Origin of the sequence: Sphingobium sp. RAC03 (assembly GCF_001713415.1) — a bacterium.
Classification (GTDB): Bacteria; Pseudomonadota; Alphaproteobacteria; order Sphingomonadales; family Sphingomonadaceae; genus Sphingobium.
The window spans coordinates 221,974-234,720 of the sequence record NZ_CP016453.1; the positions used below are offsets into that span (position 1 = coordinate 221,974).

The window sequence follows — 12,747 nt, forward strand, 5'->3', positions numbered from 1 at the left end:
AACAAATAGGCGAGTGGCCGGTTCCCTTGTGTAGTTCTAGAAATTCTGAGCGTTCATCTCCCGTATGAGATTAACCTGTTCGTGCTGATTTATTCTTGATGGAGCTCATCCCTCGCTTGAAGGCGAAGGATGCGGATGGGGCGCCTCTGGAGCCGGTTTTAGAACCGTAAGTTCATGGCCGTCTTGCGGTAAAGGGCAATGTATCTTTCGAAAAATAGCCTCGTCCAGAATGGCTTGCTCCAAGGGTGTTCGCTCGCAATGCTCCGCCAACACGCTTACCGTCAAAGCAATTTCTTCGTCGCTCATGGCGAATGCGATGGCAGCAGCGCTTAGATGATCTTTCACTTCGCGAGCCTACCTCATCTGCGCGATCAGCGAAAGTGATCCGTTAGTTCGTATCGAAAGCGGAATCTTTGGCACTTTCGGGAAGACGGGCGGTTGAGGATGGCAGGAGAACACCATGTCTAATAAGCCAATCATTATAGGACGTGTTACTAACAACGACCTCGTCCCAGTCGCCTGCAACCTCCGGCGACTGTTTCCGGTGATCAGTGATGACGCCTTTTCCGATCTGATGCAAGTCCTCGATAGGCTGCCGTCGGCCACACGGCGGCCCGCTACCGCTGTCCCTACTCCTCGATCAAAATAAACTTTCGTTTGATTGTTTCGGTCCGAGGCATTTAAATTCAACAGGATAAGACACGCGCAGCAGTCCTCGTTGTAGACCGTATTTTCGATCAGCCCGCCCCGCGATGCGCTCAAATAGCTGACTTGAACCGCCAGATCGTTGCTCAGTGCCACATTCAGGCTGATATAGCCGTGGAAATAGTCATAATTTCCGTAGGATATTTCCGCCCTCGCCTCGTACGTGAAGCTCGGCGCGCAGGTCTTGATGTCGATCGCGCCGGCAACGGTGTTCCTGCCAAACAGATTGCCCTGCGGCCCGCGCATAAGCTGGATGCTTTCCACGGCGATGAGGTCGATGATATCCGATCCGATGCCAGGGTTAAACGCCGTCGACATACAAGCCGACTCCCGGTTCCAGTCCGTGGTTCGTGCCGCCCGCGTTGGTGCCGATACCACGAATCGTGATGGTCTGAAACCGACCACTGAACCCCTGAATGTTCAGGCTATGAAGTTGCTGTACAACCTGCTTCAGGTTGAAACCGCTCCGCGCGCGGGTGGTGTCGCCGCTGATTGCACTGACGGCAATCGGTACCTTTTGCGGATATTCCTGCTTGTAGCGGGCTGTCACGACGATGGCGACTACGCTAGCTGTCTGGTTGCGACACATCATTGGCATAATATAATAAGCCTGTTGCTCTGCGCACGGGGTAGATGATGGCGCGCTCCTCCTCGTTCATCCGCCAAGCAAGGCGCTTGGGTCGGCTTGATCGATCCTGGACAGCCTGTTCTCCCCGTCTGCGCCATTTGCGGACGGTCTCATCGCTGATGCCATAGCGCTTCGCCACGACACTGGCGGGTTCGGTGGAGCGAGCAATGTCCGCCCGCACAGCGGGGGAGGTTCGGGCCTGAGGATGTATCTGCACCGTCACGAAACCTCATCAACAAGAGGAGCAAAGCGCCAAGCGTGAGCCGCAATTGCGCTGCTTACCATGTCCCAATGATGTGTCGCAACCAGACAGCATTTCAGTTGCGCCGTCATTGGAGATAGATGTTTGCCCGCTGGCGATGCCTGGCAGAGCGCAATTCGCCAGCAAAGCAAGGGTGAGGTGGAATGTATCGCGGTCTATGCGTATTTTCCAAGCAATGAGTGTGATGCGGATAGGCACGCAGCGAACGGATGCCGGGGCCAAACGGCGTGCCCAGCTCCATGTTCGCCGGCGGCAACTTCGTTACGACCGTGCTGTCCTGTATATTGACAAGTCAGCGACATCCGCCGGTGGCGCTTGCACCGCGATCCGTCGGACTTGGTGAGAATGCCGGGAAGCACACTTGTCTTTCTGCTCATTTGTACGTTTGGTGGTTGTCAGGGCAGCGCGCCAACGGTGGTCGTTCAAGCACGAATGAAGGAGGATGAAATGGGTGATTTAGCGGGCTGGATCGCACTTGGCGCAACGTGCCTGGCGGCTCTCATGACAGCTTCGAACCTCGGGCCGCGTATGACTGGTTGGGGGTTTGTTATCTTTACGTTCGGGGCGATCGCATGGATCGTCGTCGGCGTGGCCACGGACCAGACCCAGCTGCTCTGGAGCAATATCTTTCTTGGGGTCGTGGACCTGTTCGGTATCTGGCGCTGGCTAGGCTGGCAAACGCGGATCAGCGACACGGTCGAGGCAGAGCAGGACCGCAGCGAGACCGAAAGCGGGGAGACCCTGTTCGCTTTCTCAAAACTCGGAGGCATGGTCGTCATCGGCTCGGACGGATCGACCGTAGCCCATGCCGTCGATGCACTGGCGGCCTGTTCGAGCGGCCGTTTTTCGCATCTCATCATCGCCGAAGGCGGTGTTGCCGGCGTCGGCGAAACGCTGCGTAAGCTCCCTTGGAACGAAGTCAAAATGGCGGGCGATACGCTTGTGACCGACTTGGATTGTGCGCACATCCAGCGGCTCGAACGTGCAGAGGCTGCATAGGATATGGCCCCGAACAAAAAATCCGCCGCGTCAGCGCCGTCTCGCGATTGCTTGAATGCCGTCGATGTCCTGGTCGTAGGCGGCGGTCCGGCAGGCCTCACCGCCGCCATCTATCTGGCACGCTTCCGTCTCAAGGTGCGTGTGGTTGATTCCGGTCAAAGCCGCGCAGCGCTGATCCCACGGACCCGCAACCATGCCGGCTATCCTGGTGGAATTCCTGGGGTGAAGCTCCTTGGCCTGATGCGCGAGCAAGCTGCGGAGTTCGGCGTTACCGTCGAGGATGAGACGGTCGAGGCCTTGCAAATCAATGGCGACGTTTTCCATGCGCGATGCAAAACACAGTCTATCGCCGCAAGCGCCGTCCTGCTGGCCACTGGCGTCGTTAACAACCGGCCTGAGATGGATGATGCGGCTCACCAGACAGCCTTGCAGAGAGGTCTCCTGCGATATTGTCCGATATGCGACGGCTATGAGATTACGGATCGAAAGGTTGCCGTGATCGGCACCGCGACGCACGGCTGCAACGAAGCGATGTTCCTTCGCATGTACACGCGTGACGTTGCGCTATTAGCGCCGGATGCGGCCCATGCGTTGACCCCGGAGCAACGCGCACGGCTCCAGGCTGCCGGCGTCTCTATGATCGACGGGCCTTGTGGTCCGCTTGCGCTGTCAGGGGACGCCATTCTCATCCCAACTCCATCGGGCCTTGAGAGGTTCGACAGTTGCTACCCCGCCTTGGGGTCGGTCATTCGCTCAGAACTCGCGATCGCGCTGGGTGCCGAAGCAACCGAAGACGGCTGCCTGGCCATCGACCGCCACCAACGCACGACGGTTCCGGGTCTTTATGCCGCCGGTGACGTCGCGAAAGGGCTGGATCAGATCAGCCACGCCATGGGAGAAGCCGCCGTCGCTGCAACAGCCATCCGCAACGATCTGGTGGGCAAGGCCCACTTGCTTCGATAGCTTACCGCTTCACTCGTCGCGGGGTGCGAACAAGAGGCATCAAGGGCCACATCAGTGCAACCTTAAGTCAGATATGTCGGAGACTGGTAAACGACGTCTTGAGCAGCCGCCTTCTCCAATGGGCCGAGGGCATACGGGAAATAGCCCAAATCTGACCATCACTGAGCTGCCTTATCCAGTCTTTGCTATCAACCGACCAGCCGCGCCCTGCTCGGCCGCCAGGTTACGGTTGTAGGCCAGCGGCATACGTGGAGATTTCCATCGCAGCGCGTCCATGATGCCAGCCAAGTGTTCACCGCTTGTGAAGAGATCCTGGTTGAGCCCGACCCGCGTCGAGTGCGCACTGATCCCCTTAAGCGACCGCGTCATATCGTCCTTCGTTAGATCGGGCAACGCGCCAGCATCGAATGCCCGTTGGATCATCGCTCGATAGATCGGTCCGATCGACGCAGGGTGAAAAGCCCCCTTCCCCACATCATACTCGACTCGTGCTGGCACCGCCCGATTCGACAAAGTTTTGCGCAGATCCCAGCTTTCACGCCCGGAGATGCTGTCAATCGACCGGCCCCGCACCGCCGCCTTTGCTTTGTACCGCCGCACAATCACGCATCGAAACACCGGCCCACTTTCGATCCCAGCCGCCTCCAGCCAAGCCGCAATCGCCCGCACCGTCCGGGGGCTGAGATAGGCAGTTGCCCCCTCCCCTTCCTGGTCACCCTTGCTGCGCGGAATGCTGAGCAGCCGCGCCTCCGGATCGATTGCCTCGATGATATGCGCAACCTCAATCGCCACCAGTTCCGAGGCACGCAGCCCGGTATCGTAACCGGCCGAGAGCAATGCTCGATCGCGCAGCCCAGGCAAATCCTCCGCGTAGCTTTCCAGCAGCGCCCGCACATTCAGCCCGCGTGGTTCGTCGCGCTCGATATTCCTTACTGGCCCCTTGAACCGCAGCGACCGCGCCTGCTTCTGCGCTGTGCCAAGCCGGCGACAGATCGCCTGCAACCGCAACTTCACCAGTGGCGCCGGTGTCGGATCCTTCAGATCAAGCAGCAGGTGGATCTTGGCAATCGACGCCTTGTAGCGGCCGAGCGAAGCGGGTTTGCTCCCCTGCTCCCCTGCTCCGCGCGAGCATCGAGATAGTCTGCCACTGTCTCCGGGGTTGTCGGCAACGCGATCCGATTGTGGCGCCGGCACCAGGCGTCGAACGCCTCCAGGTCGGACTTGAGCGCGCAAATGCTGTGTGGCGAGGACGCCGCCTGATAGGCCGCGATAAGCAGTTCGTTGACGATAATGCGCTCGACCGCGCGCATCTTGACCACCGCCCACGAGAGATCTTCGGCCGACGCCGTCGGCACTGGCTCAAGTTCCCCCGCAATCAGGGGGTTGTCGTCGAGGTGTATGGGGCAATCCATCGGCGTGATCTGTAACGCATATTATAAAGGGTCGTCAAATATGTACATGTGATAACTGCAATTATCAAGGGTCCGATCCTGAAGACCATCGTAAAAAGAAATAACCGAATCCACGAGTATTTGCGTTACTGTGGTAATATTCAGATTATCATTTATTTCACTCGTCGCGTTCAGGCTATTTACCCTAGCCGGTTCTGTCATATTCTCTAGACAATTTGGCAAGTGGGATCAGTTTGTTGCGGTGCTGGGTATCTTGACAACGGCACCTGCGGTGTACGCCCATCGTGGGTTCACGACCTCGGCGCCAGAAATCGGCTTCTCCGCACCTTCGGCTGATATGGCGGTTGAGCCTAGTCCATTACGAGCCATACGGTCCAGTCAGCAAGGGCGAATCATGGTGGCGTCCGTCTATTTAGGGCGAAATACTGCATTCCCAAATCTGGTCCGCATATGGCGAGCTACGGAATTCAGATAGCGCGTCTGCCGCCATGCCGTCGGGCTGTGATAGATGCCAATCGCTTTCCAGTAATTGTCCGTCGAGCGCAAGGCGGATAAGAATATCCACCGTGCAGCCTCCGCGTTAAAACAGGGATCAAAACGCAGCCAATATCGAACCTGGCTAGGCGAATGCCCAACAAGCGCAGCGATGCGAGGTATCCACCAACTATTTATCTGTAGAGGTCCAAGATCATGAGAGCCATTGCGATTACGAACTTCAGCGCCGATCCAGCCCGCCTCCTGATCGCGTAGTCCCCAGAGCGTTTTCTCCAACCATGGCTGACCAAGCGAGGCTTGCCGAATGCAGGAGGAAATTCGCAGGTCTTCTGCGTCAGCGGGCTTTGCAAATGCAGGAGCGGTATACAATGCGATACTGATCACTGCCGTACATAACAGCTTGGGGATTCGGTGTGACATCATCCTTCCCATCCTACCCTCCAGGAGTGTTTCCGGCCCGGCTTCGCTCTGTAACCTTATCCCATGTGACGCTATGATCGACGGATATCCGGCTGTGAGGTCTGGGTGGACTCATACGGATCAAGATGCCTTGCCTTCTCCGGCTCTGACCTACCGTATCGAACGCCGTGACGTAGTCAGGCAGGATGGCACCTCCGCAACGTTTCGCCAGGATCAAGCAGTTAGCATCGTCGATCCTGACATCCGCGGTATATCGGCGGTTGCGAACCGACATATGGCTAGGCTTTCCGAAGGCGGACAGTCGGAGATCCTGAAGCGCGGGAGGATCAATTGCCCTAAAGCGAGTATAGAGCATTTGTGGTCGTTGTTGCCGATCGGCTCCGCATAATTGCAACGCCATCGTCCTTGCCTGGCACCGCCGCCCGCAATGACGCGGGAGCCCCTGACAATGACGAACATCGAACACGGAAGGAAACATGGGCAGTAACCTCATCGTTCGGGACCATGAGAGGGTCCGGGGCGGAGCGCAGGAAATTGGTGTTCCCGTTCGATGCCGGTTTTGGGTGCCCTTGCGTCCATGCGCGCGCCGTCGAGAATGTTTTCGAGGAAGCTGTCGAGAAGCTGTGCGATGCTGCGGGCACCTTCGGCAAGATGCTCGGCCGCGCCACGGGGTGCGCGATCATGATAGTGAAGTTGTCGCTCAAGCGCCCAATCGCGCCGCTCCATTCGGAATCGCTCTTGCTCGGCCCTCATACCTGCCAGATGACCTTCCCGGCGTTTCGAGAATATATCTACGCGGTCAGTCTTCAGCCGACCCAATCCTTCCGACGAAGACGTCTTTTCTCCTGATTGGCGCTCAAGCTTGGCAATCAGTTCCTCGACATTGTTGGTCCAGAGTCGCGCGCCAAATGCCGCGCGGGTAATGGCAGTGTAGAAGTTTCGGGCATTGACCAACGGAGATTCGACCGGCGCCAGCACGAAGACGCGCGGATAGGTCTTGGATTGCGCGGAATATATGGTCTCTGCATAGCCATGATCCCAGGTCCGGTGTTCCGACAGATCAACCTGCTGCACATGACCGTTCCGATCCCAGCGGATCGTCGCTAGCGAGCCATCAAGTTTTTCCACGGTGCCACGCTCGGCGTTGCGTAGGCCAAGTTCGCGATTGACGAGCCGCCACTGGATCCGGTCACCCTTGGCGAGGTGCCGTTCTTCAGGGTTGAACAAATTGATGTGCCGGGCCTTCGTCGTCTGCGGGTCCCAGCGGACGACGCGCCCTTGCTCGTCGACCAATCGCACGACCTGCCGACCATTGGCCTCACGTCCGAGCCCTGCGACGCGATAATCGGCGTGCCGCGTAATACCGAAGCCGACCATGTCCCGATCGAAGCGCACCACCTGCCCCGTTCCGTAAAAGCGGGCCATATGCTTTTCGATATCGGTGAGGCCCGCCGGTGCGAGGATAGAAAGTCGGCTATTATCAGCCGCCAAGCGCCGCTCGTTTTTCAGCGCTTGGCGAATCTTGTTGTTGATGATGAGCCGGGTCGCATTGTCGAGGACAAGAATATTGGTGCCAGCCCGTGATTCCGACTTGAGCCGTATCCAGGCATCGACCACATGCTCGGCCATTTTTTCATTGTCGTCAACGGTGCTGACACTATCGAGCCTAGCCAGCGCCTCGGCAAAGTTCCCTCCGCGCGCGGCGGTGACTGCGGCCTTGATCGATTTGGTTTCCTGCCGAACGGCTTGCGTCAACTCGACCGTCGGCAGGCCCAGTTTACGCATCAGCCAGAAAGGTTTTCCCTGCTCGATCGCACCGGTCTGTTTCTCGTCTCCGAGGAACAACAGCCGTGCGCCTGTTGCCCTGCTGATTTCGAGCAACCGTTGGGCCTGACGATTGCCCAACTGCCCGGCCTCATCCAGTACCAGAACATGCCGCTCAGTGATCCCCAGCCCGCCCCGCGCCACGAAGCTGGCGACTGTATGAAAATCAATCTTTGCCTTGTTCCCCAGTTCCGCGGCGGCCGACGATGTGGGGGCGAGAGCAATCAGCGTCGTTCCCGGCTCGGCTGATTCACCCAGGATCCGCACCAAGGTCGATTTGCCAGATCCGGCAACGCCGTGGATTGCGGTAACGCGATCTCGCGTCAGCGCCGTCTCGACCAGCGCGCCCTGTTGCTCCTTGTTGAGCGATGTGCCTTCAAGCACGGCCAGTAAACGATCGCTCGACGCGATCGGGCGTCCATCGTTAAGGCCCAGCGCGATATGTTGGGTGAGCGCCAGTTCCAGTCGCCAGGACTTGCGGCTGGTGCGCCCACGGGTCAGTATCCTGTCACCGGTCGGCTCATGGGTCGATAGCAGCTTGCGCGCCAACTCATGCTTTTCGATCCGAGGGCGGGTATCATCGAGCCGGACCTCTCCCACATGCGCGGCGAGACCGGTGCGTAGGATGTCACCCAAATTATTGACCGCCTCAGCACTTTCCAGTTGCCGCAGGCCGAAAAGAGCGGCCCGCGATGCTTCGCGTTCAGTGGGCGGCAGATGTGCCACGCCCCGGTCGTGCGCCACGTCCGCGATCTTTTGCAGTGTTTCGAGACGTTCGCCCGCTCGCTGATGCCATTGCGCGGTGAGTTCCTCCTTACCGATCTTAACCTTGGCCTTGCGCGTGGCGTAGAAGGAAGCACGCTGGGCTTTCTGCCCAACCAACCCTTGCTCGCGCGCATGGTTTTCGATCGCCTCTGCGCGCTGTGAGAATTGATCAATCAGATCTTTCGACACGCCTCGTATCTCGAATAATCCGGAACGAGGACTAGCATCGATTTCATAGCCTGCTTCGCGCAAACTATAGGCCAGCGCATTGCGATAGATCTGCCCCGCGACACGCTGCTCGCCATACATAACCCTGCTTTCCAGGCTTGCCAGGGGATCGCCGTCTGCGCGGTTCGTCATATTGAGGAAGACAAGGTGCGTATGGAGATGGGGGTCAAGTTCCCGGCTGCCATGTTCAGTGAAGCGCGCGACCAGGATGCGCCCCGTCGTCTCGTGGACAATCCTGCCGTCATCACGACGGCGCAGCTGCGCCTGCTCTTCCAGATAGGAGATAGCCGCCGTCACCGCTCCCTCATGGGCGGCAAGCACGCGTTCGTCGCCGGCAACCAGCGCCATGATCGACACCGACTTGGGCGCATTGACCGCGAAGTCCCAGCCGGGATGATGCTGGATTTCACCATTCGCACGGTGCCGCCCTAGGTGCTGATCGCCGACTTTTCCGGCAAGAAGTTCACGAAACAATTTCGGATCGACAGCACCTGATAGACCAAGGTCCACCGCAAGCTTTCCACCCCATTCAGACGGCTCGTTGCCGCCCTTGGTGTAATAGTCGCCGACCGTATAATAGCGGGCGATATTGGCTGGTTTGCCATGGAGGCGCTGGGGCTGGATCATGCTGGCCTCGCCCGCTCACGCGGCCCGTCGTCACGGCCGTGCTGGACAAGATCGGACCGGATTTCTCCCTGCTTGCCAGCAAGGATGGTCCAAAGAGTGCGGGGAGAGGCGGGAAGCTCGGCATTCTCGTCATCGAGCAATATTTCTTCCACGCGCTCGGCATCGATATGCGGCGCTGGCGGCTTAAACAGATCCGGTTGCGGTGGTGGCATCGTGGTGGGTTCTGAGGATGCCGATGGCTTCGCCGGCTTGATCTCACCCTGTTTCGCTGACGAAGTGGCCTGAGTGGCTTCCCGCTCCATTGCTTCGCGAACACGCGCTTCGGCATGGGCGATGCGAACGAGCATCCCCGCCTTGTCGATTTGAATAGGGGGTGTCGTGCGTTCGAGAAAGGCTGGTCCCAGCGATGGCACGTTGTTGAACCGGCTGTCGAATCGGACAACCGGCAAATTGCGCCCAAAGCGCAGGAAGCCCACCAGATTGGGTAGATTGGTGACCTCGGTCGACAGGACCAGCGGCCGCGTCACCTGCATGCGCGACAGGTTGACGCCGTCACGCATGTCGTTGACGCCATAGGACATGCCCTCATTGGCCTCGACTTGCTCGACCTGACCCAGGTTGATCGAGACATGCTCGGCGGTATCGGTGTCATTCGCCCGCAGCGCCACCCAGGTCGAGCAATAGCCAGTGATCGCGGCCGCATCCTCCTTCCCGTAGGTCGCCTTCAATTGGGGATAGGACTGGAAACCCAATATACTACAGCCACCATATTTGCGGGCACGGGCAAGGAAATCCGAGAGCGACGGCAGTTTATGCAGCGTCGGCAGTTCGTCGATCACACAATAGAGCCGCCGGTCGCGATCGGGCGTCAGGCTCATGATCGCACTGATCGCGATGTCGAGCCAGACGGTGATGAGCGGGCGAAGGGACGGGAGCTGGTCCGCCTTCACGGTAATGAAGAGCCAGCTTCCGTCAGCGCCCTTTTCCACCCAGTCGCGGATGGAGAAGCCGTCTTCGGTGTCATCGAGATAACCGAAACTGCGCATCACCGACGCAAGTTCGGCCTGGATACCGGCGGATGTTCGTTCGCCTTCGGTGCTGATGAACGCGGCGGCGTCGGTGCCGGTCACGAACGCGGCCAAATCCTTGAGCTTCGAGCGCAACAGCCTGTCGAGCAGGACCGAGACATAGGTATGCTGCTGGCGTGCCAGCTTGCGCATGACCGCAACCAGCGTACCCCGCGCCGCCTTGGCCCAGAAGGGATCCCCATGCTTGTCGGGAATGGTCGATTCCGCGATCTGATCATAATGATAATCGCGTGGCACATCGACCCAGGGCGACCAACGCGCCGCGCGCTGATCGAGCGGGTTGAGCAGCATGTCCGTTCCCTGCCGATAGAATTTCTCGACGAAGGTGCCGGCGGTGTCATAGACGATCGCGCGTCGGCCGGATTTGCGGATGCCATCAAGCATGCCGACGATGAGATTGGTCTTGCCCGTACCCGGCGCCCCGCACAGCAGGATATGCTCAGGCTCATAGGCCTCAGGCACCGGCACATTGCCGATGACCAGGGGTCCCTTGGTCTGTCGCCATAGCGCACGTTTCACCTGCCGGATCGTGCCGAACCGTGCCCCGCGCAGATATTCGTTGGAGCCAAGTCCCCTGCCCGTCCGGGTGAAGTAGAACCAGGCCCATCCGAGCATGACAAAGGTGAAAAGGCCGGACAGCAGTGCGCCATGCAGCAGATAACCTTCAAATGCATGCAAGGTTTTTTTCGTCATTTTGGAGGCAACGAGCCAGTCCGCCGATGTCCAGTAGGCCTGGCCTTCGGGGGTGCGGAACTGCACCGGATCATTGGTGCCGCCGGCGGCGTCCACCTTGATCGTGGCCTCGGCCAATTTGATCAGAACGAACCGCTCATATTCGGTCGACTTCTCGAACGCATACCAGAGCGTGCCGATGACCCAGATGATGAAACCTGCCAATATGGTCTGGTAAAAGACCTGGGTCGTCATGCGAACATTGTGGACGATCGCCTGCCCGCCGCGCGTCCACGAACCCAGCGTGTCGTTGCGAAAGATGCTCACAAGGCATCCTCCCCACCAAGCAGACCGCGTTCCGCAAGGATGATTCGTGCCTGCGCCATACCCTGCTCGAGCGCCTTGGGCGATTGCTGGCCGACTGACGTGGCGACGATCGATAGGATCTGGATCGAGGTGGCGAGAATCTCATCCTGGGAGGAAAAGACGTAGCTCTTGCGCTCATCGACCGCCTGTTCGAGCACCTTACGGATAAAGCCCGACAGAGACAGATTTGCACCATGTGCACGACGCATCAAGGCGGCATGCAGTGGTTCATCGAGACGAAAATTGAGCTTGGGCAAGCGAAGGGCTCCTTATGCGGAGACCTTCGGAAGTATCATGAAGCAATCGGACTTTACCGGATCGGCACATGGGGCGCAAGCTGCCGCGTTGCCAGATTCATCCAGAGCGTTAGCGCTGGGGGAGGCGTGGCGACATCGAAAGGACAGGGCTGACGCGGATCAGTTGTTTTTGATGATGATCGATGGCAGCGGCGTTCCGCTTGTCTCCGCACGGTGCCGACGGATTTCTCCGATCCCCAGTCTGATCTTCCTGGCCACGACCTCCGACATGCGCCGCACCTCACTGGGCGTATCGAGACCAGGGACGCCCTCCAGAAACTCAGTCAGCAGAATCGTGAGCGTCTGACAGACTTCGGCCGAGCCGATATAGAGGGTATCTCCCTTATCCGCCGATGGTGATTGTTGCCTTTGCGCCGACACTTCGCAGATCGCCTTGACCACCGCCTGACGGAGGTCGCTGATATATGCCTCATTTAATTCAGTCATGGGCAGTATCCTTTCTACCGCCGCGAAGAGACCATGAATTAGGCCAGCATTCAACGGCCGCGGCCCGGCCGGTTCCAGCGCCGTCGCAATCCGGGATCGGGAATGGTGTAGGACGTGTATCACGAAATTACCGAAGCATTCTCAATTGGATAGTCTCATCCGAGGGAACCCGGTGTTCCGCGTACGACAGCCCACCGGTTCGGCGTAAGACGTGTGATACAGACTTATCTAGATGTTTTCAGGGCATAATATGCCCGCAGCACCCGTGCGTAGGGTCCATTACAAAACGGCCTTGCGCCGTGCGTCCCGCCTTACGCAGCGCGCTCGCGCTGCGCTGCCTCGTGCCGGTAGGCGCGGGGCTACCTTTCTGCTGATTTTCGGAGGCCGATTTCGGGTTGGTTTGAGGGGTAAAGCTCATGGGCTTGTTCTCCCAGAATATAAAAAGGGGACCTTGCATCAGGCCCGGTCCCGAGAGCGTGATTGCGTTCATCAGGGGATTTAATAGCGGGCTTCGCATCCCAGCATCGCCGCCTCGTCGGTGCGCCGTCCA

8 protein-coding genes and 2 pseudogenes are annotated in these 12,747 nt (G+C 58.8%); 2 read left to right on the forward strand and 8 right to left on the reverse strand.

The features are described 5' to 3' along the window. Positions 1-354 precede the first annotated feature (354 nt). From BSY17_RS01000 to BSY17_RS20715, 3 genes and pseudogenes are all read right to left on the reverse strand, one after another. A complete protein-coding gene (locus BSY17_RS01000) occupies positions 355-1,023 on the reverse strand; it encodes a TonB-dependent receptor (RefSeq protein WP_069063981.1) in 669 nt (222 codons plus the stop codon). Then, positions 1,007-1,255: a TonB-dependent receptor plug domain-containing protein gene (locus BSY17_RS01005; protein ID WP_171899158.1), complete on the reverse strand. Its 249-nt coding sequence runs from the start codon at positions 1,253-1,255 to the stop codon at positions 1,007-1,009. Before BSY17_RS01005 ends, BSY17_RS01000 begins: the two co-directional genes overlap by 17 nt. Positions 1,256-1,313: 58 nt before the next feature. Next, positions 1,314-1,556 (reverse strand): annotated as a pseudogene (locus BSY17_RS20715) (IS481 family transposase); the annotation flags it as partial. Between the two features lie 471 nt (positions 1,557-2,027). On the opposite strand from BSY17_RS20715, the gene BSY17_RS01010 reads away from it, so the two are divergent. Both BSY17_RS01010 and BSY17_RS01015 read left to right on the forward strand, forming a co-directional pair. Beyond that, on the forward strand, positions 2,028-2,594 hold the full coding sequence (locus BSY17_RS01010) for a PRC-barrel domain-containing protein (protein WP_237236184.1): 567 nt from the start codon (positions 2,028-2,030) through the stop codon (positions 2,592-2,594). Between the two features lie 3 nt (positions 2,595-2,597). Then, on the forward strand, positions 2,598-3,557 hold the full coding sequence (locus BSY17_RS01015; protein ID WP_069063983.1) for an NAD(P)/FAD-dependent oxidoreductase: 960 nt from the start codon (positions 2,598-2,600) through the stop codon (positions 3,555-3,557). Between the two features lie 171 nt (positions 3,558-3,728). Here BSY17_RS01015 and BSY17_RS01020 read toward each other — a convergent pair. The 5 genes and pseudogenes from BSY17_RS01020 to BSY17_RS01040 all read right to left on the reverse strand — a co-directional run bounded on the left by BSY17_RS01020 (position 3,729) and on the right by BSY17_RS01040 (position 12,197). After that, a pseudogene (locus BSY17_RS01020) lies at positions 3,729-4,867 on the reverse strand (integrase). A 1,506-nt stretch (positions 4,868-6,373) separates the two neighbouring features. Beyond that, entirely contained in the window at positions 6,374-9,328 is a 2,955-nt protein-coding gene (mobF, locus tag BSY17_RS01025) for a MobF family relaxase (protein WP_069063984.1), read from the reverse strand. Continuing rightward, positions 9,325-11,415, reverse strand: a complete 2,091-nt coding sequence (locus BSY17_RS01030; RefSeq protein WP_069063985.1) for a type IV secretion system DNA-binding domain-containing protein — start codon at positions 11,413-11,415, stop codon at positions 9,325-9,327. The genes mobF and BSY17_RS01030 overlap by 4 nt, the downstream gene beginning before the upstream one ends. After that, on the reverse strand, positions 11,412-11,711 hold the full coding sequence (locus BSY17_RS01035) for a CopG family transcriptional regulator (protein ID WP_069063986.1): 300 nt from the start codon (positions 11,709-11,711) through the stop codon (positions 11,412-11,414). The genes BSY17_RS01030 and BSY17_RS01035 overlap by 4 nt, the downstream gene beginning before the upstream one ends. Before the next feature lie 159 nt (positions 11,712-11,870). Beyond that, entirely contained in the window at positions 11,871-12,197 is a 327-nt protein-coding gene (locus BSY17_RS01040; RefSeq protein WP_069063987.1) for a hypothetical protein, read from the reverse strand. Between the last annotated feature and the right edge of the window lie 550 nt (positions 12,198-12,747).

What these genes read in the sequence shown, in the direction of transcription:
- BSY17_RS01015 (WP_069063983.1), top strand. Translation starts at nt 2,598, where the DNA reads ATGGCCCCGAACAAAAAATCCGCCGCGTCAGCGCCGTCTCGCGATTGC.
- BSY17_RS01000 (WP_069063981.1), bottom strand. Translation starts at nt 1,023, where the DNA reads ATGTCGACGGCGTTTAACCCTGGCATCGGATCGGATATCATCGACCTC.
- BSY17_RS01010 (WP_237236184.1), top strand. Translation starts at nt 2,028, where the DNA reads ATGAAGGAGGATGAAATGGGTGATTTAGCGGGCTGGATCGCACTTGGC.
- BSY17_RS01040 (WP_069063987.1), bottom strand. Translation starts at nt 12,197, where the DNA reads ATGACTGAATTAAATGAGGCATATATCAGCGACCTCCGTCAGGCGGTG.
- mobF (WP_069063984.1), bottom strand. Translation starts at nt 9,328, where the DNA reads ATGATCCAGCCCCAGCGCCTCCATGGCAAACCAGCCAATATCGCCCGC.